Consider the following 26,922-nt stretch of genomic DNA (forward strand, 5'->3'; position numbering starts at 1 on the left):
GCGGCGTTTCAAAACAAGGCTTCGATCAACGATATTCAGGCTTGGACGAATGTCCGGGCGTCAGCTGGTTGGCGGCGCCGGTGGTTCGGGGGGTGCGGACGGTTCGGCCATTTCGATCCGCGCGACCCGGCCATCGCTGCTGCGCGCTTCCATCGTCATCCCGTCCGCGCTCATGCGGACCGTGGGGCCGCTTGCCGACCGCGCCACCGCCGACTTCGACCTGACGGTCGGTCGGGCTTTCGACGTCGCACGCAATTCGATCGCGTCGTCGGCGCTGCGCATCCGCACCCCGGCCTTCCGCATGTCGGTGACGAAGTCGCAATCGACCCCCATCGCGCGCAGCGCGATCACATCGTCGATACCGATGTCGGGGAAATGCGATTTCATGTCGCGGGCAAAGGCGGGTTCGATGTGCAACGCCGAGGCGCCGATCAATTCGTCGACGTCCACGTTCGGAAAGATGTGGCGCATCTGCCGGATATAGGCGGGATCGACGCCGCTTGCGCGCGCCGAGATCAGCTCGTCCACATCCATCGACGCCCCCTCGGCGCGCATCTCGGCGGCATATTCGGCGGTGACCCCGACGGCGCGCAGGTTGATCAGCTGCTCGGCGCTCAGCTTCTCGGTCGATGCGGTCGCGGCGGCCTGATCCTCGGCATCGCCTTTCGCTGCTCCGGCAACGCGCGCCGACGCGATCGCCGATTTCCGTTCGGCTAGCGCCGCGGTCCGGTTATCCTTTGCGGCGATCTTTTCTTCGGCTGCGGTCGCCGAAAAGGCGGCCAGCGGCGCGGTTACGCCGGCCAGCACGACCAGGCTCATCAACACCCAGCTCGCGCTTGCCGGCCCGCGCTTCAGACTGGCGTCGAGCACGCGGGTGATCCGGCGTTTCAGGCTGCTCTTCGACGGCGCGACGCCATGCGCCGCCATCAGCGCCGCCTTATTGTCATGCCGCGCCGCGCCGACCAGCAGCGTCGCATAGTCGGGACCGTCGATGTCGGCCATCAGCACCGCGTCGTCGGCCGCCTCTTCGCGCAGCTGATGGCTCTCGCGCGCCAGCATCCAGACCAGGGGATTGAACCAGAAAATCGCGCAGGCGATGCGCGAGGCAAGCAGCTTGGCCCAGTCGAGCCGCGCGATGTGCGCCAGCTCGTGCGCGATGATCGCCTCTGCCTCGCCGACCGCCTGCGCCGCCTTCGGGCTCAGCACGATCGTCGACCGCAGCAGTCCCCAGCTGATCGGCGAGCGCAGTTCGTCGCTGACCAGCAACGCTGTGCCATGTTTGAAGCCCATCCGCCGCTGCGCCTCGGCGAGCGCCGACAGCCACGACCCGTCGACCAGAATTTCGGCGCGTCCGCGCATCGCGAACAGCCGCACCACCGCCAGCAACATCACTCCAAACAGCAGCGCGAGCGGGACAAGGTAGAGAAAGGGCGCAAGGTCGGCCCCCACCGACCAGCTGATCGGCGGCGATCCGGCGGTATCCGCCACGACCGGGACGGATGTCGTCGCGGCCACCGGATCGACCGCCGATCCCCCCGTCGCGTTGCTCGAAACGGCTCGGGGTGCTGCCTCGGCGACCCAGCTCGCGGGCAGCGGCTGCCATATCGGCAGCGCCAGCGAGGCGGCCGGCAGCACCAGCAGCGCCAGCAGGCCGACATGCGCGACCAGCGACCGCTCGCCCGCCGAACGCGTCCGCGCCAGCCGCAGCAACGCCAGCGTCAGCCCGGCGATCAGCACCGACTTCCAGGCGAGCCCGATCAACATCGAAGCGGTGATCATCATTTCGCTCTCCCTTCGCGCGCCTGCCCGATCAGCTTTTCCAGCTCGTCGAGCTCATCCGCGCTCATTTCCTCCTGCATCCCCAGCAAGGCCGCGGCGGCGCTGGTCGCCGATCCGTTGAAAAACACCCGCACCACCTGGCTCAGCGCCGATTTGCGCGCGGTCTTGTCCGATACGCTCGGCGCATAGACAAAGCCGTTGTCCGACGCTTCGCGCGCCACAAACCCCTTCGCCTCCAGCCGCTTCAGCATCGCGCGGATCGCCGAGCCCGACAGTTCGTCGCTCAATGCCTCGCCGATCTCGGTCACGGTCGACGCGCCGCGCTCGTACAGAATATCGACAATTTCGCGTTCCCGCGGCGGCAAACTGGACAACATGCGACTCACCTCATGCGCTACATTTGTAGCGTGCTACATTTGTAGCGCCTGTTTGGCAAGGGGTTTTATTCAGGTAACACAGGTGGGCAGGCGCCGACGATCCTCCCTGTCGCGAAGCGATGGGGAGGTGGCAGCCCGCAGGGCTGACGGAGGGGCCGACACCGATGAGGCCCGACGCAAGGCCGCTGCCTCTCCACCCCCGCTTCGCGGCGGTCCCCCTCCCCATGGCTGCGCCACAGCGAGGAATCGCGTCCATTACCGTCGCACGCGCCCACCCCAAATGTACCGGGTCATCATCTCGCCGTCTGCCAGTGATCCCCGTCACACCCCCGCAAATCCGCCCCTTTTAAACCCCAATTGCCACCCACCCGACGCTCCACCTGTGTGATCGCGCAAGGCCACCACTGCCAATATCCAGATTTATCATTATCTTGACACAAGACAGGGAATACGCCGTCCCATGACCGACCGACGCCATCGCTTGTTTGCGCTGCTCCTCGCCGCCCCCATGTGGACCGCCGCGCCCGCCGCCTTTACGCAGGACACGGCCCCCGCCAGCGCCGCCGCCCCCGAGGCCAAGCCGCTCGACGCCGATCAGCAAAAGATGCTCGACCTGATCAACCGCGGCATGGAACTTGAACGGGCAGGCAAGCTTGGCGAGGCGGGCGACGTCTATCGGCGCTGGATCGACGAAGCGACGAAACGCTATGGCGCCGACAATTTGATTACCAGCCTTGGTTATCGCGCGCTGGCATTCAACCTCGAGGAACAAAACCAGCTGAAGGATGCCGAAGCCAATTGGCGCCGCCTCCTCGCGATCAATAGCCGATACCTTGGGGCGCAGGACGATCAGACGCTCACCGCCACCGGCTTCCTCGCCACCAACCTCGCCAAACAGGGTCGCCCGGCCGAGGCGCTGCCACTCCGCCGCGACCTGCTCGCCGCGCGCACCGCGCAATTTGGCCAGCAGCATGCAACGACGATAGCGGCGACCGGCAATCTCGCCGGACTGCTGGTCGAGCTGGGCGACATGCGCGGCGCGGAGAAATTGTTCCGTCAGGCACTTGCCGCCAATCTGGCGCTCCACGGCGAACAGCACCGCGAAACCGCGTCGCAATACGCCAATCTGGCGGTCACGTTGCGCAGTCTGGGGCAGTTCGAAGAAGCCGCGACGATGCTCGACAAGGCGCTGGCGATCGACGAGGCGATGACCGGCCCGAACGGCCCCGACGTCGCGCTGCATCACTATAACCGCGCGGTGAACTTTACCGAACTCGGGCGTTATGCCGACGCCGAAACCGCCGCGAACCGCGCGCTCGCGATCTGGCGCGCGACCAAGGGCGACGACAGCGTTCAGGCGGCGCTCGGCTATACCGTGCTCGGCTATAGCTACGGGCTGACCGGCCGCTTTGGCGAAGCCGAAACCGCCTATCGCAAGGCGCTGGACAACCGCACCCGGCTGCTCGGCGCGGCGCACCCGCTCACCGCCGAGGCGACGAACAACCTTGCGCTCAACATGGAAAATCGCGGCTTGCCGCCCACCGCCATCGAACCCTTGCTGCGCCAGGCACTCGACAGCACGCGCCGCGCCTATGGCGACAACAGCGAGCGCACCGCGACGATGTACGCCAATGTTGCGCATAACCTGAACCGGCAGGGCCGCTATGCCGAGGCCGAACCGATGTATCGGCGCGCGCTGGACATTCAGGGCGGCATCGCGGGCCGCGACCATCCCTCCTACGCCGCGACCCAGATCAATCTTGCCTATAATTTGCGCGACGGCGGCGACGCGGCACGCGCCGAACCGCTGATGCGCGAGGCGCTCGCCGTCTATCGCGCGAAGTTCGGTGAGGATAATCCCGAAACCGCCTGGGCCTATCTCAGTCTCGGGACGACGCTCGGCGGGCTCGGGCGCCATGCCGAGGAGGCCGAGATGACCGGCAAGGCGCTCGCCATCCGTCGCCGCCTGCTGGGCGAAGATCACCCGCTGACCGCCGTCGCCTACAACAATGTCGGCGCGGCGCTGGTCCGCGGCGACCGCAGCGGCCCCGGCGACCGCGCCGCCGAACCCTATTATCGCCAATCGCTCGACATCCTGCGCCGTAACCTTGGCGAGACGCATATCGATACGGCACGCGCCTATGAAAATCTGGCGCTGACCCTGCTGCGCCAGGGCAAGGCCGCCGAGGCCGAGCCGCTGGCCGCCAAGGCGGTCGCGATCCTGCGCCGCCTGAACGAACAAAGCGCCGCGGGCAGCGGCGCGGTCGGGCTCGCGGCGCTCGACCGGCAGCAGGCCGCCCCCGACCGCGGTATTTTCACCACCTATCTGAACACCGCGTTCGGACTGATGGAGGCCACCCCCGACGCCGCGCAGCAGGCGGAGATTCAGGACCGTGCCTTTCGCGCCGCGCAGGATGCGATTGCGTCCGCTTCGGGCCGCGCGGTGCTGCAAACCGCAGCGCGCAGCGCCGCCAAGACGCCGCAAATGGCCGAAGCGGTACGCCAGGAACAGGATCTTGCCGCCAAGGCGAACCTCATCGACAAAAATCTCCTCCGCGCTCTCGGCGGGCGCAAACCGGTCGAGGCGGCACGGCTGCGCGGCGAACTCGACACGGTACAGGCTGAGCTGGCCAAGGTGAGCGCGCTGATCGACAGCAAATATCCATCCTATCGCCAGCTCGTCGCGCCGCGCCCGATCAGCCTGGCCGAAGCGCGGCAGGCGCTGAAGCCGGGCGAAGCGCTGCTGCTCATGACCGAAGCGGCGAACGCGCTGCACCTGTTCGTCGTCACCCCGACATCGGTCGGGTGGAGCCGTCCGGGCAAAGAGGTCGCGGTTGTCCTGAAACAGATTTCCGATCTACGCTGCGACGTCGATTTCGCCACCTGTTCGGCGGCGCGCAAGGCCGAGCTCGACGCGCTGCCGATGTCGGCGCTCGAACTCGAAGGCCATCGCCGCTTCGATCTCGACACCGCCAACGCGCTCTACAAACTGTTGATCGAACCGGTCGAGCCGCTGCTGAGGGACAGCCAGCGCATCTATGTCGCCAGCTCGGGCAAGCTTGGCGACCTGCCGCTGGCGATGCTGTCGGCGACCGCGCGGCCCGCGGGCGCCGACATCGCCGATCCCGACACGCTGGCGCGCGCCGCGTGGCTGTCCGACCGTTTCGCCTTCACCAGCTTGCCTGCCGTCGCCGCGCTGACCTTGACCCGCGATCCGCCGCGCGATCGCCGCCGCAACAGTTTCCGCGGTTACGGCGCCCCGGTGCTGGTCGGCGGCGACACCGGATCGCGCGCCGCGCGCGGCATCGCGGTATTCGACGCCGTGTCGCCATCGGGCGCGCCGCTCGCCGACCCCGACGTACTACGCCGCCTCGCGCCGTTGCCCGGGACCAAGGTCGAGCTGGCGGCAATGGCACGTTTGTTCGGCGTCGCGCCGGGCAGCCTGACGATCGACGGCAAGGCGACCGAGACGGCGCTGCGCCAGGACCCCGCGCTCGCGACCAGCGAAATCGTCGCGATTGCCACCCACGGGCTGCTCCCCGACCCGTCGATCGGCTTCAGCGAGCCGGGGCTGGTGCTGACCCCGCCACCCACGGCCAGCGACATCGACGACGGGCTGCTCACCGCGACCGAAGCGGCGCGCTTGACCCTGTCAGCCGACTGGGTGATCCTGTCGGCGTGCAACACCGCGTCGGCGGAAAATTCGGGCGGCGGCGACAGCCTGTCGGCGCTCGCGCGCGGTTTTCTCTACGCCGGGGCCGACGCGCTGCTCGCCAGCCACTGGCGCGTGTCGGACGATGCGACCGCGGTGCTCACCGTCGAAACGCTGCTGGCGCGGCGCAACAACCCGGCGCTGTCGCGCGCGCAAGCGCTGCAACAGGGCATGGCCGCGGTGCGCAGCGGCAAGCGCGCCGACGGCAGCGCGATCGCGGGCTGGAAAGCCGAATGGGCGCACCCCGCCGCCTGGGCGGCCTTCACCAACATCGCCAACCGCGACGATTGATTTCCCTTCGGTGTGGCGCCCATTATAGCGGCGCCACACTGAACGGAGTAACCCGCCGATGCCGATCATGGCCGCCCGCGTTTATCATGACGGCAAGCTCGTCCGCGACATCGGTCCCGACGAGGAACTGCCCGACGATTGCGCCGAGGGCGATTTCTTCTGGCTTGGCCTCTACGAGCCGACCCCGGGCGAGCTCGAGGGCATCGCCAAACGCTTCGGCCTCCATCCGCTCGCGGTCGAGGATGCGACCAAGGCCAAGCAGCTGCCCAAGGTCGAAGTCTATGGCGACCAGCTGTTCATCATCGCCAGCACCGGCAATCTTGGCGGCGGGACGATCCAGTCGGGCGAGACGGCGATCTTTGTCGGGCGCCACTTCATCGTCACCGTCCGCCACGGCTCCGCCCGCACCCACAGCGAGGTGCGGGCGCGGCTCGAAACCCTGCCCGCCAAGCTCGCGCACGGCCCCGATTATGTCCTCTATGCCATCCTCGATTTCATCGTCGACGGCTATTTCCCGCTGATCGACGCGATCGAGGACCGGATGCTGCTGGTCGAGGACAGCGTGATGGACACCCCGCTCGACGCCGCCGAAATCCGCCAGCTTTATGCCCAGCGCCACGAAGTCATCCGGTTTCAGCGGCTGGCCGGATTGATGAAAGACGTCGCCGGGCGCCTCGCGGGCGAGGATGACCTGCCCTGTATCGACCCCGCGGTGCGTCCCTTCTTTCGCGACATCTGGGATCATGTCCAGCGTGCCGAGTTCCGCCTCACCGGCCTCCGCGATGTCGCCGCGTCGGTGATCGAAACCAACGGGATGCTCGAACAGCAACGCCAGGGCGTCATCACCCGCCAGCTCGCCGCCTGGGCCGCGATCCTTGCGGTGCCGACCGCGATTGCAGGGATTTACGGCATGAATTTCGAATTCATGCCCGAACTCGACTGGGCCTTCGGCTACCCCTTTGCGCTGGCCCTGATTTTCGGCGGCTCGGGGCTGGTCTTCTGGCGCTTCAAAAGCATCGGCTGGCTTTAGAAACCCGGCTTGACAGCGCGGCGTGCCTTCGATGATAGGCGGGGTAACGGGCCGACGCGGACGCCCGTTCAGACGGCCAAGAACAGTTCGGCGCCGTCCAAGTCCGCTCCACCCGCCGCATCCGCGGCGCTCGGAGCGTTGATATGAGCCTTCTCCCCACCCCCACCGAACCGTCGCAGCTCAGCCTGCCCGCGCTGTTCCTCAAATTCCTGCGTTTTGGCGCGCTCGCCTTCGGCGGCCCGGTCGCGCAGATCGCGATGATCCGCCACGCGCTCGTCGATCAGGAACGCTGGATCGATTCGGCGCGCTTCAACCGCCTGCTCGCGGTGCTGCAGGTCCTGCCCGGCCCCGAAGCGCATGAACTGTGCGTCCATTTGGGGATGATCGCGCGCGGGCGGATCGGCGGCCTGCTCGCCGGGCTCGGCTTCATGCTCCCCGGCCTCTTGCTGATGCTGCTTGCGGGCTGGCTCTATGTCACCTGGATCGCAGGCGACCCCGGGCTGACCGGCGTCCTGCTCGGGGTGCAGATCGCCGTACTGGCGATCATCCTGCGCGCCGTCGTCCGCATCGGCCAGCACATCATCGAAGATCACCTGCTCGCCGGAATCGCCGTCGCCAGCCTGCTCGCGACCCTCGCTGCGGTGCCCTTCTGGATCCCGCTCATCGCGGGCGGGCTTGTCTATGCCGCGGCGCAGCGCCAGCTCGTCGCGCTCGCCGTCGGCATTGCCGCGATCGGCGCCGCCTTCGCCGCGCACCAATTTGCGATCCCCAACCCCGGCGCGGCGCTCGTCGCCGGTACCGCGGATGCGCCGATCACCCTGCTCGCGCTGTTCATCGCAGGATTGAAGGGCGGCCTGCTGACCTTCGGCGGCGCCTATACGGCGATCCCCTATGTCCGCGCCGACACCGTCGGGCGCGGCTGGATCGACGATGCGGCCTTCCTCGACGGCGTCGCGCTCGCCGGGATACTGCCCGCGCCGCTCGTCATCTTCGCGACCTTCGTCGGCTATGTCGTCGGCGGCCCCGGCGGCGCGCTCGCGATCACCGTGGGGATGTTCCTGCCCGCCTTCGCTTTCTCATTGATCTTCTTCGAACGGCTGGAGGCGGTGGTCGAAAACCCCGCGCTCCACCGCCTGCTCGCCGGGGTCGCCGCCGCCGTGGTCGGTGTCATCGCCGCGACCTTCATCCAGCTCGGCGAAGTCACCGCCGCGCGCGTTACCGGGCCGCTGCCCGCGATCCTGATTTTCGCACTCGCGCTCACCGCCGTCTGGCGGATCAAGGGCGCGTGGGTGACCCCGGCGATCATCGCCGCCGCGGCGCTCGCGGGGTGGCTGCTCGCGTTATGACGCGGGGGCCAGCACCCGCGCCATCATCCGTTCTTCCTTGGCAATCCACGGCGCGATGCTCGGGCGCGACAGGATCGCCTCGCTCCACGCCGCCGCCTTCGGATAGGCCGCGGCATCGACCCCGCAGCCGCAGTGGCGCAGGTTCATCAGCGGCGACGCGACCGCCAGGTCGGCAAGGGTCAGCCGGGCGCCGACCAGAAACCCCGACGCCGGGATCGCGCTTTCCAGATAGGCAAGCAGCTTGGGCAGTTCCTCGCTCTCGGCCAGCGCCGCCGCCGCCAGATCGCCCTCGCGCCCCAGGAATTTCGGCGCGACGATGCGGTTGAAGAACATCTTGCCGCCGCACGCGGCCAGCACCGTGTCGCCAAATTCGTCCCACCAGATCACCCGCCCGCGTTCTTGCGGATCGGCGGGGATCAGCGCGGGTTCGGGATATTTCGCCTCCAGATAGTGGATGATCGCGCTCGAATCGGCGAGCGTGAAACCATCGTCATCCATCGCCGGCATCTTGCCCAGCGGCGACGCAGCGCGGAACCCCGGGTCGGGATCGCCGATACCGACGCCCTTCAGCTCGAAATCGATCCCCTTTTCGCCCAGATACGCCAGCAATTTGCGCACGAACGGCGACACCAAAGATCCGTAAATAATCATCGCGCCACGCTCCTTTTTTGTTGCTGACAGCATAGAGAAAAGGTTGCTGTCCGCAACCCATTCAAGCGAATTTCACCGCCTCGCGAAATATTCTTGCCAACGACCGCGCCGCGTGGAACATCGACGATTGCGAGGGGGGCGCTGCCGCGGCAGCCAGCAGGCAGGAATATTGAATGCGCCCTAATTCTTGGGCAGATCGGCTGTTGGCGCTGCTGGTCCGGTTCGTCGGGCTGGTCATCCTTTTGGCAACGCTCGCCGCCGCGACTGCAAGTTTCCTCTACAACCAGTCCGAAGAGGCCGATCGCGCCGAGCGCGTGGCAGCGCAAGTCAACATGCGCCTGCACGATCATGTCGCGGTGCTGAAAGGCGTCCGCGCGCTCTATCAATCCGACGCCGCCGCCAGCGGCCCCGGCATCCGCGCCTATCTCGCCGCGCTCCAGCCGCAGGTGCAGGCGCCGGGGATGGAGGGTGTGGGCATTGCCGCTGCAATGCGCGCCGACACCCCCGCCGCGGTCGAGGCAAAGCTGCGCGAAAATTACGGCCGCGACATCAAGGTATGGCCAATGACCGACCAGCCCGTCGGCTTTGTCGTCGTCCTCGTCGAACCTTTTACCCCGCGCCGCAACGCCGCGCTGGGGTTCGACATGTACAGCAATCCGACGCGCCGCGCCGCGATGCGCCGCGCCTGGCAAACCGGACAGCCGGCGGCGAGCGGCATCGTCCAGCTCGCGCAGGAAAAGGGCGTGAAGGTCAAACAGCCGGGATTTCTGATTTACGTGCCCGTCTATGCGCGCGCTCCGGCAGGGACGAACCCCGAAACTATCGCGACCTCGGGCGACAGCCGCCCGATCGAAGCCTTCGTCTATGCCCCGTTCCGTACCAACGACATGATGAAGGCGGTGCTCGGAACGCAGCTCGACGCCATCGACGGCATCGAAATCTTTGCCGGGGAAGGCCCGTCGGCCCCGCTCGTATTTCGCAAGGGAACGATGGGCTGGGACGCGCAGGAACAGATATTGCGCGTCGCCGACCGGCAATGGACGATGCGAATCTCCTATGGCCGCCTGCTCGAACGGCTCGGGCGCCCGATCGCTATCCTGATCTTCGGCATCGCGCTCGCGCTGCTCGCAACCCAGCTCCACCGCGTCCAGCGGCGCCGCATCGACGCGTTTCAGGCGCTCGCCGCCGAAAAGGCGCGCCATGCCGAAGACCGCGAGCTGATGATCGGCGAGATGGCGCACCGGATGAAAAACGCCTTTGCGCGCATCGGCGCACTGGCGCGCATCACCTTGCGCGAATCGGCCAGCCTCGACGAGTTTGAAACCAAATTCGACGGGCGGATGCGCGCGCTGTCTGATGCCAAGCAGATGCTGGTCACCGGCGCCGTCGACAATGTCGAACTTGGCAAGATCGTCCGCCGGGAACTCGAACTCGCCGGCTGGCCCTCCGACCGGCTCGCCGCGACCACCGGCCCCGACGTCCGCCTCGACGACGAGGGCGCGCAGGCGCTGTCGCTCGCGATCCACGAATTTGTCACCAACAGCATCAAATATGGCGCACTGTCCGGGCAGGGCGACCTTGCCGTCGCCTGGCGCCGCGATGGCGGCGACGTCGAATTCAGCTGGATCGAAACGGGCCTGCCCGAAACCCCGCAGATCGACAGCGAAAGTTTCGGCACCCACTTCATCCGTTCGCTGATCGAGCGGCAGCTGAAGGGGCATTGGCAGCGCCGCGCCGCCGACCACGGCCTTTCGATCACCATCCGCTGGCCCGACCGTGAACCTGCGCGCTGACAACCGCTGGCAGATCTGGATCGACCGCGGCGGCACCTTCACCGACGTCGTCGCGCGGTCTCCGGACGGCGAGGTCGTCACCACCAAATATCTGAGCGAAGATCCCGCGCGCCCCGGCGACGCCGCGGTCGGCGCGATCCGCGACCTGACCGGTGCAGGCGATGGCGCGCTGCCGCTGCTCGCGATCCGCATGGGCAGCACGGTGGCCACGAACGCGCTGCTCGAGCGCAAGGGCGAGCCGACCTTGCTCGCGATCACGCGCGGTTTCGGCGACGCGCTGACCATCGGCTATCAGGACCGCCCCGAGCTTTTTGCGCGCAAACTCGACCGCACGCAGCCGCCGCACGCCATGGTGGCCGAAATCATCGAGCGCGTCGGTCCCGAGGGCGACGTCCTGACCCCGCTCGACGAAGCCGCCGCCCGCGCATCGCTGCAGGCGGCCCGCGACCAAGGGCTCACCAGTATCGCGATCGTGCTGATGCACGGCTATCGCTACCCCGCGCACGAACGACGCCTCGCCACCATCGCCGCCGAACTCGGCTTCGCGCAAATCTCGGCCAGCCACGACGTCAGCGCGCTGATCAAGCTGATCGGCCGCGGCGACACGACGCTTGCCGACGCCTATCTGTCGCCCGTCCTTCACCATTATGTGCGCCAATTCATCGGCCAGCTCGGCGCCGGATCAGAGGGGGGCGTCGACCCGCAATTCATGAAAAGCTCGGGCGGCCTCGCCGCCGCGGCCGCCTTCCACGGCCGCGACGCGATCCTCTCCGGCCCCGCGGGCGGCATCGTCGGTATGGTCGGCAGCGCAGCGCCGCTGGGCAAGACGCGCCTCATCGGCTTCGACATGGGCGGCACCTCGACCGACGTCAGCCATTATGCCGGGCGGCTCGAGCGCGATAACGAGACGATCGTCGCGGGCACGCGCATCCGCGCCCCGATGCTGCGCATCCATACCGTCGCCGCCGGGGGAGGCTCGATCTGCCGCTGGGACGGCGCGCGGCTGTCGGTCGGCCCCGAAAGCGCCGGCGCCAATCCCGGCCCCGCCGCCTATGCCCGCGGCGGGCCATTGACGGTCACTGACTGCAACGTGCTGCTCGGCAAGATCCAGCCGGATCATTTCCCCAAACTCTTCGGACCCGCAGGCGACCAGCCGCTAGACCGCGAAATCGTCGTGCAAAAATTCGCCGCGATGGCCGCCGAAGTCGGGAACATCACCCCCGAAGGGCTCGCTGAAGGCCTGCTCGCGATCGCGGTCCAGCAGATGGCGAACGCGATCAAGCGCATCACCATCGCGCGCGGCCACGACGTATCGCAGGGTTACAGCCTCGTCGGTTTCGGCGGCGCCGCGGGCCAGCATGTGTGCCTGGTCGCCGACGCGCTCGGGGTCGACGAGATCCTGCTCCACCCGCTAGCCGGGGTGCTCTCGGCCTATGGCATGGGACTCGCGCGCCCGTCGGCGATCCGCGAACGCACCTTGGCGCTGACGCTCGACGACAATTGCGCCGCCGCCCTCGCCGCGGTCGAAGCCGAACTTTCGGCACAAGCCCGCGCCGACCTGTCCGCTACCGCCCAAACCAGCCGCGAAACCCTGCTCTTCGTCCGCCTCGCCGACGGCGACAATGCGATCGAACTCCCCTTCGCGCCGGCCGCCGAGATAGCTGCCGCCTTCGCTGCCGCCTTCCGCCAGCGCTTCGGCTACGCCCCGCACGACAACCTCGTGGTCGACCGTATCCGCGTCGAGCTGACCGAAGCGGGCGATGCGCAGGCCGCGCTGCCGCCTCCGGCATCCGGCGCTGAAACCACCCCTGAAACCGTCACCGCTTGGCTCGCAGGCGCAGCGCACGACGTCCCGCTTCACCAACGCATCAACCTCGCGCCCGGTCGCAGCGTCGCCAGTCCCGCGATCATCATTGACGCGCTCTCGACGACGGTAATTGAACCGGGTTGGACGGCGACGGTCGAACAGGAAGGGACGCTGCGCGTGACGAGGTCATTACGGGCGTCCCGCAAGGCCGATGTGCCGCCAAAAGGGTTCGCACAAAGACACAAAGACACAAATACGGAACAAGGCGCCGACAGGCGCTATCGCAAAGCCGACATGGACCTGGCGCCCGAAGCAAAGACCGGAAAGGCGCGTCACGCGCCATCTTTCTTCGTGTCTTTGTGTCTTCGCGCGAAATCCTTCTTGGGTCTGACGCCAAAGGACGACCCGCCGTTCGAGCGCATCACCGAACCCGACCCCATCCGCCTCGAAATCTTCAACAGCCTGTTCATGGCGATCGCCGAAGAAATGGGCGGCGCACTCCAGCACAGCGCCTCTTCGATCAACATCCGCGAACGGCTCGATTTCTCCTGCGCGATCTTTGACGGCGAAGGCCGCCTCGTCGCCAACGCCCCGCATATGCCCGTCCATTTGGGCTCGATGGGCGAAAGCGTGCGCACCATCCTGCGCCAGCGCGGCCCCGGCGCCGACGGCCAGCCTCGCGACGGGCGCGGCCTCCGCCCAGGCGACGCCTATGCGCTCAACGCGCCTTATGACGGCGGCACGCACCTGCCCGACATCACCGTGATCATGCCCGTGTTTGTCGCCGGACAGGACACCCCCGCTTTCTTCGTCGCCGCGCGCGGGCATCACGCCGATCTTGGCGGCATCGCCCCCGGATCGATGCCGCCGAACAGCCGTAGCATCGACGATGAGGGCATCATTTTCAACAACATGTTGCTCGTCGACGACGGGCATTTCCGCGACGCCGCGGTCGCCGCGCATCTGGCGGACAGCCCGTTCCCGGCGCGCAATCCCGCACTCAACATTGCCGACCTCAAGGCCCAGGTCGCCGCGTGCCAGCGCGGCGCCAGCGCGCTCGCCGACCTCTCCGCCGCGCACGGCGTCCAAACGGTCGCCGCCTATATGGCCCACGGCCAGGCGCAAGCCGAAGCCGCGGTGCGCCAGCTGCTTGCGCGCCTCGACGATGGCCAGTTCCGCTACGCGATGGACAATGGCGCCGAGGTCGTCGTCGCGGTGACGGTCGATCGCGCCGCGCGCCACGTCACCATCGACTTCACCGGCTCCAGCGCCACCCTGCCCGACAATTTCAACGCGCCGCTGCCCGTCGTCCGCGCCGCCGTCCTCTATGTCCTGCGCACGATGCTCGACGACCCGATCCCGATGAACGAGGGGTGCCTCGCCCCCGTCACCCTGATCGTGCCCGAAAATTCGATGCTCTCGCCCCGCTATCCCGCCGCGGTCGTCGCGGGCAATGTCGAAACCAGCCAGGTCATCACCGACGCGCTGTTCGCCGCCTTCGGCGCGATGGCGCCCGCGCAAGGGACGATGAACAATTTCACCTTCGGCAATGAGACGCATCAATATTATGAAACGATCGCGGGCGGATCGGGTGCCGGGCCGGGTTTCGACGGCACCAGCGTCATCCAGACGCACATGACCAACAGCCGCATGACCGACCCCGAAGTGATGGAAATGCGCTTTCCCGTGATCGTCGAGGAATTTTCGATCCGCCAGGGCTCGGGCGGCGAAGGCCAATGGCGCGGCGGCGACGGCGCCACCCGCCGCATCCGCTTCCGCGAACCGATGGCCGCCAACATCCTCGCGAACCGCCGCGCGATTCCGCCGCGCGGGCTGGCGGGCGGCAGCGACGCCGCGCCGGGGCGCAACTGGGTCGAACGTCGGGATGGGTCAGTCGAGATGCTTGGCGCAACCGGCAGCGCAGATTTGACCGCCGGCGACGCTTTCGTAATCGAAACGCCGGGCGGCGGTGGGTTTGGTCGAGCGGGAGAAGACGAATGATCGACAGCCCCGCTTTGCCGTTCCCCGGCGAAAGCCGGGGCCCAGGGCGTGGTAAAGCCAGCCTTGCGTCCGGCAGCCCTTGGACCCCGGCTTTCGCCGGGGAACAGTTTTGCTGATAGGGAAACCCAGCCATGCTCGTCCTGATCGGCATCCTCTTCATCATCGCGGGCTTTGTGCTGCGCTTCAATCCGCTGCTCGTCATCATGGCCTCGGCGCTCGCCACCGGCCTCGCCGCGGGGCTCGACATCGCCGCGATCATCGCCGCCTTCGGCAAGGCGTTCAACGACACCCGCTATGTCAGCATTATCTGGATCGTCCTCCCCGTCATCGGCCTCCTCGAAGCTTATGGCCTCCAGCAACACGCGCGCACCCTGATCGGCCGCATGAAGGGCGCGACGCTCGGGCGGCTGCTTACCGGCTACCTGCTGCTCCGTCAGGGCATGGCCGCGATCGGTCTCACCTCGGTCGCGGGTCATGCCCAGACCGTCCGCCCGCTCGTCGCTCCGATGGCCGAAGCCGCCGCCGAGGCCGCCAACCCCGCGCTCACCGACGACCAGCGCGAAGAGGTCAAGGCGCACGCCGCCGCGACCGATAATATCGGGCTGTTCTTCGGCGAAGACATCTTCCTCGCGATCGGTTCGATTCTGCTGATGAAGGGCGTCCTCGAAGGCTATGGTTATCAGATCGAGCCGCTGCATTTCTCGCTCTGGGCGATCCCGACCGCGATCGCCGCCTTCCTGATCCACGGTTTTCGCCTCCGCCGCCTCGACCGGCGCATGGCGGCCAAGACGGAGGCGGCGGCATGATCACCCTCGGCTTCGTTTACGTCCTCGCCGGCCTGACCTTCGCGCTGTTCGCGCTGCTCGGCGCGATGGACCGCAGCAACCCCAAACGCCTCGGCAACGCCGCCTTTTGGGGATTGCTGGCACTGTCGATGCTTGGCGGCGGTTATCTCGGCGATTTCGGCAACGGCCTCCTCGTCCTCGCGCTCGTCGCGATCGCGGGCACCGGCCAGATCGGCCGCGCCCCCAGCGGCGACATCACCGCCGATGTACAGGCGGAGCGCGCCGCCAAGCATGGTCCCTTCCTCTTGTTCGTCGCGCTGATCATCCCCGCCGCCGCGCTCGCGGGTACCTTTTTGTTCAAATGGCTCCCCGGCCTCGCCGACCCCAAGCAGGCAACGCTCATCTCGCTCGCGCTCGGCGTGCTGATTGCGCTCGCCGTCGGCATGGCGCGCCTCAAGCCGCCGCTCCTCCTTCCCGCGCAGCAAGGTCGGCGGCTGCTCGATTCGGTCGGTTGGGCCGCGATCCTGCCGCAGATGCTCGCCAGCCTCGGCGCGGTGTTCGCCCTCGCCGGGGTTGGCGAAGTCGTCGGCGATCTCATCGGCACCGCCATCCCGCAGGGCAGCCTGTTCGGCGCGGTGCTCGCCTTCGCGCTCGGCATGGCGCTGTTCACGATGGTGATGGGCAACGCCTTCGCCGCTTTCCCGGTGATGCTCGCCGCGGTCGGCATGCCGCTTTTGATCAAGCAATATGGCGGCGATCCCGCGGTCGTCGCCGCGATCGGCATGCTCGCCGGGTTCTGCGGCACGCTGATGACCCCGATGGCGGCGAACTTCAACCTCGTCCCCGCCGCGCTGCTCGAACTCAAAAATCCCTATGGCGTGATCAAGGCGCAAATCGGCACCGCGCTGCCGCTGCTCGCGGTGAATATCGTCTTCATCTGGATTTTTGCTTTCTGACCGTCATTGCGAGGAGCCGAAGGTGACGCGGCAATCCAGAGCCTGCGTAAACCGCTCTGGATTGCTTCGCTTCGCTCGCAATGACGAAATTTCAGCGACGATCCAAAATCTCCGTTCGCGTCGAGCGAAGTCGAGACACCCTGAAGGCGCGCACAGCCGATGGGTGTCTCGACTTCGCTCGACACGAACGGTTAGAGAGGTCTTATGACCCTCACCCCCGACCACGCGACCCGCTTCGCCACCACCACCCTGTCGCACCTCGGCCGCGAATATCCCTACAAGATGGACCTCGTCCTGAACGGCCCCGAGGACGCCAAACCCCCGCGCGAGCATCACCCGATCTTCCACGGCAGCTTCGACTGGCACAGCTGCGTTCATGGCTGGTGGCAAATCCTCCGCCTCGCGCGCCGCTTCTCCGATCTCGCCATCGCCGCCGACATCCGCGCCCGCGCCGACGCCATGCTCGTCCCTGAAAAGGTCGCAGGCGAACTTGCGTTTCTCGGTCGTCCCTATGCCGCCGGGTTCGAGCGACCCTATGGCTGGGCATGGCTGCTCGCGCTCCATGCCGAAGCCGAGCGACACGACGCCCCCTGGGCCGACGCGCTCGAACCGCTCGCGCTCGCCTTCGCCGCGCGCTTCCACGCCTTCCTGCCGAAGCTCACCTATCCGCTGCGTGTCGGCACCCATTTCAACATCGCCTTCGCGCTGCTCCTCGCGCGCCACTGGGCCGAGACCCGCGATCCCGCCCTCGTCGCCCTCATCGACACCCGCGCCCGCGACTGGTTCGGCGCGGACCGCGACTGCCAGGCATGGGAACCCGGCGGCGACGAATTTCTCTCCTCGGCGCTCAGCGAAGCACAGCTGATGGCCGCGGTCTTGGGCACCGATTTCCCCGCCTGGTTCGACGCTTTCCTCCCCCGCGCCGCCGACCAGCAACCCGCCACCCTGTTCACCCCTGCCACCGTCTCCGACCGCAGCGACGGCAAGATCGCGCATCTCGACGGCCTCAACCTCAGCCGCGCGTGGAACTGGCGCACGATCGCCGCCGCGCTCGGCTCCACGCACCCCGTCACCCCGGTCGCCGAGGACGCCGCCGACCGCCACCTCGCCGCCGCGCTGCCGCATGTCACCGGCGACTATATGGGCGAACATTGGCTCGCGACCTTCGCGCTGCTGGCACTTGATGGCCTCGCCGATTGACAACCCCCGCCCCCCCGGCGAGAGAAAGCGCCAAGGGGAGAGAGGCCGCCATGACCGCAAAGATGCTGCGCCCGACATCGTTCGACGTCGCCGAACGCGCCGGCGTGTCGCAGTCGACCGTCTCGCGCGCACTCCGCAATTCGCCCGGCGTCAACGCCGAAACCCGCGCCCGTGTCGCCACCGCCGCGCGCGAGCTTGGCTATGTCGTCGATCGCCACGCCTCGTCGCTGCGCCTCAAAAGCAGCGAGACCATCGCGCTCGTCACCATCTGCCGCCCCGGCGAGGATCGCAGCGCGATCAACCCCTTCTATTTCGCGCTGCTCGGCAGCATCGCCGCCGCGACCTCGGCGCGCGGGTTCAACCTGCTGGTGTCGTTCCAGGAAAGCGAAGCCAATTTTCGCGCCGATTTCGTCGCCTCGGGGCTCGCCGACGCGATGATCGTGATCGGCACCACCAGCAACCGCGCCGCCTGGGACTATTTCGCCGCCGCGCAATCATCGGGTCTCGACTTCGTTTGCTGGGGCAGCCCGGGCAGCCCGTTCCACTGGATGCGCAGCGAAAATGACGAGGGCGGCCAGCTTGCCGCCGAACATCTCGTCAAACTCGGCCGCCGCCGCATCGCCTTTGTCGGGCCGCAGCAATCGCCGCAGCGCCAGTTCGACGAACGCCGCGACGGCTTTACCGCAACTCTGGCCGCGCACGGGTTGACCGCGATCATCGCCGAGCCTCCCGCTGCCGCCGATCGCCATGCACAAGGCGTCGCAGCGGTGCAGGCGCTGCTCGAAGCGCACCCCGACACCGACGCGATCTTTGCGGCGTCTGACATGCTCGCGCTCGGCGTGCTCCAGGGGCTGAAGGACGCGGGCCGCCGCGTACCGCACGATGTCGCGCTGATCGGGTTCGACGGCATCCGCGCCGGAACGCTCGCCGACCCGGCGCTGACCACGCTCGAACCCGATCTTGACGCCGCGGGCGAAGCCCTCGTCGCCATGGCGCTCGAAGATGACGAACGCACCCGCAGCGGTACCCGCATCCCGGTTCATCTCGTCGTGCGCGGAACCGCCTGACAGTTCGGGGCTTTTACCTCACTGTGACCTAAGGCACAGAAAAGTAAGACATCGTTATCCATATCGCTGCTACCTTCCGGGGGCAGAGAGGCAGAAATTTGTCGGGGCAGTTCTTCATCCAGTTGCTCAATCCAGGCATCGGCCTGCTGTTTGCGGCTGCCTTTTTCCTGCTCTGGCTGAACCGCCGCGACATTTATGTCGCCTATGCCGCGGGCGCTTACACCGCCTCGGCGATCGCCTTTCTGATCCTCGATGTCGGCCCCGTGCTGCCCAACGAGCTGCACCGCATCCCCGCCAATATCGGCTTCCTCGCGACCGGCGCGCTGTTCGCCGCCGCGATCATCGGCCGCTATGGGCTGCCGATCCCGTGGCGATCGATGGCGCTCGCCGCCGCGGCGTCGATGGCAGTGTTTCTGTGGTTCCTCCTCGGCCAGCCCAGCATCGGCGGGCGCATCCTGTCGATCAGCATCGGCGCCGCGATCATCGCGATGATGATCGTGCGCGCGCTCTGGCCGCTCCACAAGCCCCATGTCATCGACCGCGTGCTGTTCTGGGTCGCGGCGCTGTCGGTCATCAACCTGACCGCGCGGCCGATCGTCCTGCTCGCGCTCGGTGGCGGCTTCGACAGCTACGACGGTTTCCAACAGTCGGTCTATTGGACCACGGTGCAATTCACCCAGGCGATGGTGTCGGTGCTCGCAGCGATCGGGCTGATGGTCGCGGTCGCGATCGACCAGATCGACGAACTGCGCCGTCAGGTCGACGACGACAATCTGTCGGGCCTGCTGAACCGCCGCGGGTTCGAAGCGCGCGCCGGATCGGCGCTCCGCCGCTGCCTCGACGACGATCGCCCGGTGGCGCTGATGATCGCCGACCTCGATCATTTCAAGCGCGTCAACGATACCTATGGCCACGCCGTTGGCGACGCGATCATCGCGGCGTTCGGGGCGCATGTTCGCGCCATCGCCCCCGCCGAATTGATTGCCGGCCGCATCGGCGGCGAAGAATTTGCGCTGCTCGTTCCCGGCGCGGGGATCGAAACCGCGCGCCGGTTTGCGGAGGCCGTCCGTACCGGCCTTGCCGCCGCCGCTGCCGACCGCATCCCCGCCGCGCTCGTCCCCACCGCCAGTATTGGCCTGACCATCGCCGTCCCCGGTCGCAACCTGTCGGCGCTGATGCACGAGGCCGATCAGGCGCTGTATGAAGCGAAGCGCACTGGTCGCAATCGCGTTCGCACCTTCACCCCCGCGTCGGTGCGTCTCGCCGCAGGCGGCTGATGCGCCAATGTGATCCGGGTCACCGCCACCATGGCATCGGCGCGTTAGCGGATTACCATGGCGCGCCGCCGCCACTGCTCCCAGCCACCCCACCCAAAAGACAGGAGACTCCATGAAACTCGCCGCCGCCGCTGTCGCCGCCCTGCTCCCCCTGTCCGCCTGCGCCGAGGCAGAGACGCCAAAAACAGAACCGACCAAAACCGCCGCCAGCGAACCCAAGATCGCGCCCTCCATCCCGATCAGCGTCAAGGAAGCGCGCCGTGGCCCGGTCGATCTGACGCCTTACATCGGCAAATATCCCTTCGACGTGGTGAACGGCCATCGCTTCCTCGATCATCCCGCGGTCAAGGCCGCGATCGCCGCCGCGGTCCCCGATGCCAAGACCCGCGCCGGGATCGCCTTTGCCGACCGCAGCCTCAGCCTTCCCATCGTCCGCGTCGCCGGTGGCCGCATACTGATCTGGGGCGGGGCATGGCGCGCTGAAGATCGCTACAATTGGGCGGTGGTCATCGCCCCCGACGGCACCAAGCCCGAAGTGTGCATCTACAACGCCGATGATTATGACGGCGATTATCAGGCATCGTCCTGGTTCACCCCCGGCCAGGCCGAAATCATGAAACAGGGCGGCTGCCCGTCGGCGGCGGAGGATTATCCCGCCGCCGAGATCGCTGCGGGATAACGCCGCTTCATCGGTCCAGCGCCTTGCCCGGGATCAGGCGGCCCGGGATGGCAGGGCGATCGGGTACCGTCAGCGTCACCCGGTCGCCGTCGATCGACCATGCAACGCAATCGCCATCGCGCAATACCCGCTTCCGCGCGGCGACGCACAGCCTGCCGTCGCGCTGCAACAGCCATTGCATCGGCTCGGGCAGGCGATCGCCCTGTTTCGCCAGACCGGCGCCATCGCGCTGAAAATACAGCCGGCTGTCGGTCGCCGCCTGCCGGTCGGTCGCGGTCAGCAGCAACGTCCTGCCGACCAGCGCCGCGGCGCGCTTGCGGTTCGCCGCATCGATCGCGGGCGACAGCTTGCGGGCATCGCCCTCCACCAGCCGGGCGTGGAGCGAACCGACACGCGGGTGGCGCAGCGTCACCAGATCCCCGGCGATCGACACCGCCGCGCAAAATTCCTCTTTCCAAGCCCCGCCGCTGAAACACAGCCGGTCCCCGTCGCCGATCGACCAGCGCTCGTCGCCCTGCAGCACCCAATGATCGAAATCGGGCTCGTCGTTATGCGCCCGCCGCGCGGTCCCGTCGGGCATCAGATAATGGGCACGATATTCGCGCTTGCCGCCCTCCGGAACAAAGATCATCGTATGGCCGACCAGCGCCGCGATCGCCGCTTTGCCGTCGCTTCGCCGGGTAGAGGCGGTCGCCGGGTCGAGCTGCCAGGCATCGCCCGCCAGCACTCGCCCCGGCCACGCCGGTCCGCTTTTCGGGGTCAGCGTCGCGCGCGCGCCATCGACCGACAGTTTGCCACAATCGCCGTCCCACGGCTGCCGGTCCGCATCGGTGATGCAGAATCGCCCATCCGACAAATTGGCCCATCGCACCGCCCGCGGCGCTGGCGCCTCGCCGCCGCCGCGCGTCGCCGCCAGTCCGGTACCGTCCAGCCGCAGGTACACGCCCGTCTCGACCTTCGACTGCTCGGGTTTGGCATAGACCAGCGTGTTGCCGACCAGTTCGCGGGCGGCTTCATGCCCGACCCGCGGCGACGGCGCTTCCTGCGCACGCGCGGCAGGGCTGGCGGCGCCGGAAATGCTCAGCAGGACCACCGCCATGACCCGGACCCGAAATTGACTGTCGATCCGCACCTTGTCGTACCTCTTCGCCATCGCGCATAGCCCCCGCGCCGCTTGATCATGAAGCGATTTTCCGACCCGGTGCGGCGCACAGACCGCCGCGATCGCCCGGTTGACGGCTCGCCGCGAAAGGTACAAACCCGCGCCATCGGATAAAAAAGGGACGGCTTTTCATGCGCAAACTGGCAATTTTGGGCGCAAGCCTGCTCGTGCTTTCGGTTCAGCCAAGCTTTGCGCAGGATGCGCCGACTACGCCAACCGATGCGACCGCCACGCCCGCCCCCGCCGCGACGCCCGGATCGGCGGTGGGCAGCGCGCGCACCGCGCCCGAACGCCGCCTGACCGGCGCCGACCTGTTCGACCTCGCGATCGCCGCCGATCCGCAGATCAGTCCCGACGGCCGCCACATCGCCTATGTCCGGCGCCAGAACGACATCATGACCGACCGCGCAGTCAGCTCGATCTGGCTGATCGACACGGCAACGGGTGAGGAAACCCCGCTCGCAGGACGCCAAGGCGGCGCCTTCGCCCCGCGCTGGTCGCCCGATGGCAAGCGCCTGGCCTTCGCCTCGACCGAGGGCGGCAGCGCGCAGCTATGGGTGCGCTGGATGGCGGGCGGCGAGGCGGTGCGCCTGACCGGGCTGCCGACCGCGCCATCGTCGCTCGCCTGGGCGCCCGACGGCCGCTCGCTCGCCTATACGATGCTGGTCAAGGATCAGGGGCTCAAGCTCGGCAGCGCTCCCGCCAACAAGCCCGAGGGCGCAAAATGGGCCGAGCCGCTCGAAATCCGCGACCTCCTCGCCTATCGCGCCGATGGACAGGGCTATATCGAACCGGGGTTCGAAAAAATCTTCCTCGTCCCCGCCACCGGCGGCGCACCGCGCCAGCTCACCTTCGGTCCCTATCATGACAATGGCCCGTTGAGCTGGTCGCGCGACGGCCGCACGCTGTATTTCGCCGCCAATCGCAAGCCCGACTGGGAAACCGATCCGCTCGAAAGCGAGGTGCACGCGCTCGACATTGCCAGCGGCCGCGTCACCGCACTCACCGATCGCAACGGCCCCGACGCCAATCCGCTCGTCTCGCCCGATGGCGGCAAGATCGCTTATCTTGGCTTCGACGATGCCGGCCGCGCCTATGAAAATACCCATCTCTACGTGATGAACGCCGACGGTTCGGGGCGCCGCAACCTGACCGGCGACTGGGATTACAGCGTCGATGCGATCCAGTGGGGCGACGGCGGCCGCGCCATCTATGCGCAATATGACGATCGCGGCGAAACCAAGGTCGCGCGCATCGGCCTCGACGGATCGGTGCGCGACGTCGCCAAGGGGCTGTCGGGTGGCGGCATGGACCGCCCCTATGTCGGCGGCAGCTTCACCGTGTCCGACGGCGGCGCGATCGCCTTCACCGGCGGCACCGCGACCCGCCCCGCCGAGGTGCAGCTCGCGCGCGGCGGATCGGCGCGCATCCTCACCGACCTCAACCGCAGCTTGCGCGAAGTCAAATCGCTCGGCGAGGTGCGCAAGATCACCACCCCCTCCAGCCATGACGGCAAGACGATCGAAGGCTGGCTGACCCTCCCCCCCGGTTATGTCGAGGGGACAAAGGTGCCGCTGATCCTCGAAATCCACGGCGGGCCGTTTCAGGCCTATGGTCCGCATTTCTCGACCGATAACCAGCTCTATGCCGCGGGCGGCTACGCCGTCCTTTCCGCCAACCCGCGCGGATCGACCAGCTATGGCGAGGCGTTCGCGCAGGAAATCGACAAGGCCTATCCGGGCAACGACTATTTCGACCTTATCAGCATCGTCGATCGCGCGATCGCGCTCGGCATCGCCGATCCCGACGCGCTGTTCGTCACCGGCGGCTCAGGCGGCGGCGTGCTGACCAGCTGGATCGTCGGAAAAACCAACCGCTTCAAGGCGGCGGTGACCCAGAAACCGGTGATCAACTGGACCACCCAGGCGCTGACCGCCGACGGTCCCGCTTTCTTCGGTCGCTACTGGCTGGGCGCGCAGCCGTGGGAAAAGCCCGAACTTTACTGGTCGCTGTCGCCGCTGTCGCTCGTCGGCAATGTCGAAACTCCGACCCTCGTCGTCGTCGGCGCAGAGGATTACCGCACCCCGGTCAGCGAATCCGAACAATATTACACCGCGCTCCGCCTGCGCGGCGTCCCGACCGCGCTGGTCAAGATCCCCGGCGCCAGCCACGGCGGCATCGCGGCGCGCCCGTCGCAATCGGCGGCCAAGGCTGCGGCGATCCTCGCGTGGTTCGCCAAATATCGCCAGGGCTGGACGCGCCCCGCGGCGCCCGCCGCCCCCTGATCCGCCCGCGCCGCTGTGATCGCGATCACCGCGTCGCCCGGTCCGTCGCCATAGGATGATCCCGTCGGCCGATCGCGGCCGGGCAAGAACGGAAAATATGGTCGTGCAAAAATTGTTCGTGGCGCCGCTCGCCATCCTCCTCGCCGCGCTGACCCCAGCGTCCGTCCCCGCGCGCGCCGCCACGCCCGTCTTCACCCCGCTCGACGAGATCGACCGGGTGCGCCAGGCGGGCTGCGGCGTCGACGATTTTGAAGAATTCCTCGCCTGGTACAGCAGCGCGACAACCGGCGGCGGCTGGCTCGAACAGGTCGTTTTCACCGGCTATATGGTCCAGGTCGGCAAGCTCGCCGACCCCGCCGCGCCCGGTTATGGCGTCGAACGCCAGCAATATCTCGGCCAGTTCCGGATCACGTCGGCCGACTATCGCGCCAGCCGCGATGCGGGCACGGCGCCGCTGCCAACCGACTATCGCCGCGTCACGCTGACGCGGCTCGGCGACACGCAATATCGCGTCGACTGGCAGGGCGGCCTGCCCTTCGCCGGGGTGGCGGGTGCCGATCGCGACGCGACCGCGGGCGCCTATATTTTCGAACATCAAAAGGATTGCTGGTACCTTACCGGCGACCTGCGCTGAACGGAGGGAGCATCGATGCGTCTCAGCCCCGCCCTCATCCTCCTGCCGCTGCTCCTGCTCGCCCCCGGAGTTACCGAAGCCCGGCTGCCCCCGCTCGCGGGCCAGCCGCCGGTCGCCAGTCCGCCCTATCGCGAAAGCTGGCGCTACACCTGCGACGTCGAACAGCGGCTTGCGGGCGGCACTGTCACCCTCACCCGCCTGTTCACCGACGATGGCCAACTCGACGGCGGCGATTTCATGCGCTGGACCGCGGCGAGCCATGATCCGCAGAAAACGCAGCGCCCGCTCGAGGTCGAACTGTCCTACATCTGGGATATCGCGCGCCAGCCCGCGATCGACGACCGCGCGATCGACCTCAAGCTGCGCGTCGGCATCGACGCCGACCTGCCCGAAGTCGCGCTCCTCCACATCAAGCGTCCCTTCCCGGTCCAGCCGCACGGCATCATCGGCAGCACCGCGCTCTCGACCCAGATCTTTCCCTATGGCGCGCACGACATGACCAACGGCCATGGCGAGCTGCCGCTCGGCGACCTGCTCGCCTATGCGCAAGGTTACGACCGGCTCGACTGGACGCTGATCCGCCCGTCCGACCGGCTCGGCGGCGACCGCGAGCTTGCGCGCGGCACCCTCAATATCGCGGCGCTGCGCCAGGCGGTCGCGGCGCTCCCGGCGCTGCGCACCGCCCTTGCCGCCAAGACCCCCGACCCCAAAGCGCGCTGCCAGCGCGTGCTGTGGCCCGTCACTCCGGATTATTGAGCAAGCCCATGAACGCCCATATCCATTCATCGGACATTCTGCGCCGCGGTGCTAAACCCCACGCCATGATCGACAATATCATCATTGCCGACGATCATCCGATGTTCCGCGCCGGGCTCGGCCAGCTGGTCGGCAGCGCCTTTCCGCACCTCGCGATCCATCAGGCCGGAACCGTCGAAGAGATGCTGTGCGTCGCCGAACGCGAAGGCGCGCCGCAGCTGTTCACCATCGACCTGTTGTTCCCCGGCATGGACCCGGCGCAGACGCTGCCGATGCTGCGCGACCGCTTTCCGCGCTCGTCGATCGCGGTCGTCTCGATGCTCGACGATGACGCCACGATCGATCGCGTTATGGGTTATGGAGCCGATGCGTTTATTGCCAAATCGGTTCATCCGGACCATATGGTCGCCGGGCTCCGCGCGCTGCAACAGGGCGAATTCGTCGTGCTGAAGCCCGACCGTCCGTCGATGCGCGCAATGCCGCCGCCCCCCGCCACGCTGACCGAGCGGCAGGTCGAAGTCCTGACCCTGATCGCCCAGAAACAATCGAACAAGCAGATCGCGCGCCGCCTCGACCTGTCGCATTTCACCATCCGCAACCATGTGTCGCACCTGCTGCGCACGATGGGCGCCGCGACGCGCACCGAACTCGCCGAAAAGGCCCGGAGCGCCGGCATCATCGCCTGACGCACCACAATCCATCGACCAATCGCCCTGCAAGCGCCGCGCCGCCATATGCCAACAGCCCATCCCCCAGATCGATTTTGGAACTAAAAATCCAATGAATAAACCTATTTGGCCATTTGCTAATGCAAATTATTCATTCACCTCTTCCCTGCCGCCACGTTAACCGCGTCTAACAATATCCTTTTTCTATTCCGCTACTTAGGACCACCATCAGGGACCGACGCGTAGCACACCAATGGGAACAGGCATGACCAAATACAATTTGTGCGCCGACCAGCGCGGCGCCACGGCGATCGAATATGGCCTGATCGCTGCGCTGATCGCGCTCGCCAGCCTCATCGCCTTCCAGATGCTCGGCCTCAGCCTCGCCAATATCTTCACGACGATCAACGACGCGCTGAACTAGGGGCGCCGCGCGCGCCCCATCTTCTCGCCATCAAAACAAATCGTCATCCTCGAACGAGACAAGCCACTCGTTCGATTTGACCCGGGATCCATGCGGCGCCGCTGGAATGGATCCCGGATCAAGTCCGGGATGACGACCGTGGGAGCTTTGCGCCTTCGCGCCTTTGTGTGAGATAATCCTTGCGCCGCCCTTGGTCGAAAGTCCGCCCGCGCACCAACGAACCCACCCCCACCCTCTTGCAT

General features: G+C 67.3%; 20 protein-coding genes. 16 read left to right on the top strand and 4 right to left on the bottom strand.

Annotated features, from left to right (window positions below):
• Positions 1–60: 60 nt before the first annotated feature.
• Both FFS18_RS10925 and FFS18_RS10930 read right to left on the bottom strand, forming a co-directional pair.
• Positions 61–1,782: a M56 family metallopeptidase gene (locus FFS18_RS10925; protein WP_137870845.1), complete on the bottom strand. Its 1,722-nt coding sequence runs from the start codon at positions 1,780–1,782 to the stop codon at positions 61–63.
• The gene (locus tag FFS18_RS10930) at positions 1,779–2,156 is read right to left on the bottom strand and encodes a BlaI/MecI/CopY family transcriptional regulator (RefSeq protein WP_120215267.1); all 378 of its coding nucleotides are present in this window, start codon (positions 2,154–2,156) and stop codon (positions 1,779–1,781) included. The genes FFS18_RS10925 and FFS18_RS10930 overlap by 4 nt, the downstream gene beginning before the upstream one ends.
• A gap of 460 nt (positions 2,157–2,616) precedes the next feature.
• On the opposite strand from FFS18_RS10930, the gene FFS18_RS10935 reads away from it, so the two are divergent.
• The 3 genes from FFS18_RS10935 (at position 2,617) to chrA (ending at position 8,535) form a co-directional block, all read left to right on the top strand.
• A complete protein-coding gene (locus FFS18_RS10935; protein WP_137870846.1) occupies positions 2,617–6,159 on the top strand; it encodes a tetratricopeptide repeat protein in 3,543 nt (1,180 codons plus the stop codon).
• A 58-nt stretch (positions 6,160–6,217) separates the two neighbouring features.
• Complete coding sequence (locus FFS18_RS10940) at positions 6,218–7,189, top strand: magnesium and cobalt transport protein CorA (protein ID WP_120215265.1); 972 nt, start codon at positions 6,218–6,220, stop codon at positions 7,187–7,189.
• 143 nt (positions 7,190–7,332) lie between these two features.
• Complete coding sequence (gene chrA / locus FFS18_RS10945; protein ID WP_137870847.1) at positions 7,333–8,535, top strand: chromate efflux transporter; 1,203 nt, start codon at positions 7,333–7,335, stop codon at positions 8,533–8,535.
• Here chrA and FFS18_RS10950 read toward each other — a convergent pair.
• Positions 8,530–9,186 carry a glutathione S-transferase family protein gene (locus tag FFS18_RS10950; protein ID WP_137870848.1) on the bottom strand — a complete coding sequence of 219 codons (657 nt, stop codon included), beginning with the start codon at positions 9,184–9,186 and terminating at the stop codon, positions 8,530–8,532. The two genes, chrA and FFS18_RS10950, sit on opposite strands and share 6 nt — an antisense overlap.
• Before the next feature lie 173 nt (positions 9,187–9,359).
• On the opposite strand from FFS18_RS10950, the gene FFS18_RS10955 reads away from it, so the two are divergent.
• The 8 genes from FFS18_RS10955 (at position 9,360) to FFS18_RS10995 (ending at position 20,751) form a co-directional block, all read left to right on the top strand.
• Complete coding sequence (locus FFS18_RS10955; RefSeq protein ID WP_137870849.1) at positions 9,360–10,979, top strand: CHASE domain-containing protein; 1,620 nt, start codon at positions 9,360–9,362, stop codon at positions 10,977–10,979.
• Positions 10,963–14,787 carry a hydantoinase B/oxoprolinase family protein gene (locus FFS18_RS17745; RefSeq protein ID WP_137870850.1) on the top strand — a complete coding sequence of 1,275 codons (3,825 nt, stop codon included), beginning with the start codon at positions 10,963–10,965 and terminating at the stop codon, positions 14,785–14,787. The genes FFS18_RS10955 and FFS18_RS17745 overlap by 17 nt, the downstream gene beginning before the upstream one ends.
• Before the next feature lie 131 nt (positions 14,788–14,918).
• Positions 14,919–15,593 carry a DUF969 domain-containing protein gene (locus FFS18_RS10965; protein ID WP_137870851.1) on the top strand — a complete coding sequence of 225 codons (675 nt, stop codon included), beginning with the start codon at positions 14,919–14,921 and terminating at the stop codon, positions 15,591–15,593.
• Complete coding sequence (locus FFS18_RS10970) at positions 15,590–16,528, top strand: DUF979 domain-containing protein (protein ID WP_137870852.1); 939 nt, start codon at positions 15,590–15,592, stop codon at positions 16,526–16,528. The genes FFS18_RS10965 and FFS18_RS10970 overlap by 4 nt, the downstream gene beginning before the upstream one ends.
• Positions 16,529–16,732: 204 nt before the next feature.
• Complete coding sequence (locus FFS18_RS10980; protein WP_137870854.1) at positions 16,733–17,728, top strand: DUF2891 domain-containing protein; 996 nt, start codon at positions 16,733–16,735, stop codon at positions 17,726–17,728.
• Positions 17,729–17,778: 50 nt separating this feature from the next.
• On the top strand, positions 17,779–18,795 hold the full coding sequence (locus FFS18_RS10985; RefSeq protein ID WP_137870855.1) for a LacI family DNA-binding transcriptional regulator: 1,017 nt from the start codon (positions 17,779–17,781) through the stop codon (positions 18,793–18,795).
• Positions 18,796–18,893: 98 nt separating this feature from the next.
• Positions 18,894–20,072, top strand: coding sequence for a GGDEF domain-containing protein (locus tag FFS18_RS10990; protein WP_137870856.1), 1,179 nt, complete (start codon positions 18,894–18,896; stop codon positions 20,070–20,072).
• A 112-nt stretch (positions 20,073–20,184) separates the two neighbouring features.
• A complete protein-coding gene (locus tag FFS18_RS10995; RefSeq protein WP_137870857.1) occupies positions 20,185–20,751 on the top strand; it encodes a hypothetical protein in 567 nt (188 codons plus the stop codon).
• A 7-nt stretch (positions 20,752–20,758) separates the two neighbouring features.
• Here the strand turns inward: FFS18_RS10995 and FFS18_RS11000 are convergent, their stop codons facing one another.
• Positions 20,759–21,904 (bottom strand): hypothetical protein, encoded by a 1,146-nt coding sequence (locus tag FFS18_RS11000; RefSeq protein WP_137870858.1) that lies wholly within the window; start codon positions 21,902–21,904, stop codon positions 20,759–20,761.
• A 140-nt stretch (positions 21,905–22,044) separates the two neighbouring features.
• Here FFS18_RS11000 and FFS18_RS11005 point away from each other — a divergent pair, with 140 nt between their 5' ends.
• The 5 genes from FFS18_RS11005 (at position 22,045) to FFS18_RS11025 (ending at position 26,680) form a co-directional block, all read left to right on the top strand.
• Positions 22,045–24,198 (top strand): S9 family peptidase, encoded by a 2,154-nt coding sequence (locus FFS18_RS11005; protein WP_137870859.1) that lies wholly within the window; start codon positions 22,045–22,047, stop codon positions 24,196–24,198.
• Between the two features lie 103 nt (positions 24,199–24,301).
• A complete protein-coding gene (locus tag FFS18_RS11010; RefSeq protein WP_137870860.1) occupies positions 24,302–24,832 on the top strand; it encodes a hypothetical protein in 531 nt (176 codons plus the stop codon).
• Positions 24,833–24,847: 15 nt separating this feature from the next.
• Positions 24,848–25,588, top strand: a complete 741-nt coding sequence (locus FFS18_RS11015; protein WP_137870861.1) for a hypothetical protein — start codon at positions 24,848–24,850, stop codon at positions 25,586–25,588.
• A gap of 65 nt (positions 25,589–25,653) precedes the next feature.
• Complete coding sequence (locus tag FFS18_RS11020; protein ID WP_171005289.1) at positions 25,654–26,274, top strand: LuxR C-terminal-related transcriptional regulator; 621 nt, start codon at positions 25,654–25,656, stop codon at positions 26,272–26,274.
• 247 nt (positions 26,275–26,521) lie between these two features.
• Positions 26,522–26,680, top strand: coding sequence for a Flp family type IVb pilin (locus tag FFS18_RS11025; protein WP_120215251.1), 159 nt, complete (start codon positions 26,522–26,524; stop codon positions 26,678–26,680).
• Positions 26,681–26,922: the final 242 nt, after the last annotated feature.

Source organism: Sphingopyxis sp. 2PD (assembly GCF_005503695.1).
Lineage (GTDB): Bacteria > Pseudomonadota > Alphaproteobacteria > Sphingomonadales > Sphingomonadaceae > Sphingopyxis.

What these genes read in the sequence shown, in the direction of transcription:
- FFS18_RS11005 (WP_137870859.1), top strand. Translation starts at nt 22,045, where the DNA reads ATGCGCAAACTGGCAATTTTGGGCGCAAGCCTGCTCGTGCTTTCGGTT.
- FFS18_RS10940 (WP_120215265.1), top strand. Translation starts at nt 6,218, where the DNA reads ATGCCGATCATGGCCGCCCGCGTTTATCATGACGGCAAGCTCGTCCGC.
- FFS18_RS10965 (WP_137870851.1), top strand. Translation starts at nt 14,919, where the DNA reads ATGCTCGTCCTGATCGGCATCCTCTTCATCATCGCGGGCTTTGTGCTG.
- FFS18_RS11020 (WP_171005289.1), top strand. Translation starts at nt 25,654, where the DNA reads ATGATCGACAATATCATCATTGCCGACGATCATCCGATGTTCCGCGCC.
- FFS18_RS11015 (WP_137870861.1), top strand. Translation starts at nt 24,848, where the DNA reads ATGCGTCTCAGCCCCGCCCTCATCCTCCTGCCGCTGCTCCTGCTCGCC.
- FFS18_RS10985 (WP_137870855.1), top strand. Translation starts at nt 17,779, where the DNA reads ATGACCGCAAAGATGCTGCGCCCGACATCGTTCGACGTCGCCGAACGC.
- FFS18_RS10950 (WP_137870848.1), bottom strand. Translation starts at nt 9,186, where the DNA reads ATGATTATTTACGGATCTTTGGTGTCGCCGTTCGTGCGCAAATTGCTG.
- FFS18_RS10970 (WP_137870852.1), top strand. Translation starts at nt 15,590, where the DNA reads ATGATCACCCTCGGCTTCGTTTACGTCCTCGCCGGCCTGACCTTCGCG.
- chrA (WP_137870847.1), top strand. Translation starts at nt 7,333, where the DNA reads ATGAGCCTTCTCCCCACCCCCACCGAACCGTCGCAGCTCAGCCTGCCC.
- FFS18_RS10930 (WP_120215267.1), bottom strand. Translation starts at nt 2,156, where the DNA reads ATGTTGTCCAGTTTGCCGCCGCGGGAACGCGAAATTGTCGATATTCTG.
- FFS18_RS10935 (WP_137870846.1), top strand. Translation starts at nt 2,617, where the DNA reads ATGACCGACCGACGCCATCGCTTGTTTGCGCTGCTCCTCGCCGCCCCC.
- FFS18_RS10955 (WP_137870849.1), top strand. Translation starts at nt 9,360, where the DNA reads ATGCGCCCTAATTCTTGGGCAGATCGGCTGTTGGCGCTGCTGGTCCGG.
- FFS18_RS10925 (WP_137870845.1), bottom strand. Translation starts at nt 1,782, where the DNA reads ATGATGATCACCGCTTCGATGTTGATCGGGCTCGCCTGGAAGTCGGTG.
- FFS18_RS11000 (WP_137870858.1), bottom strand. Translation starts at nt 21,904, where the DNA reads ATGGCGAAGAGGTACGACAAGGTGCGGATCGACAGTCAATTTCGGGTC.
- FFS18_RS11025 (WP_120215251.1), top strand. Translation starts at nt 26,522, where the DNA reads ATGACCAAATACAATTTGTGCGCCGACCAGCGCGGCGCCACGGCGATC.
- FFS18_RS10995 (WP_137870857.1), top strand. Translation starts at nt 20,185, where the DNA reads ATGAAACTCGCCGCCGCCGCTGTCGCCGCCCTGCTCCCCCTGTCCGCC.
- FFS18_RS10980 (WP_137870854.1), top strand. Translation starts at nt 16,733, where the DNA reads ATGACCCTCACCCCCGACCACGCGACCCGCTTCGCCACCACCACCCTG.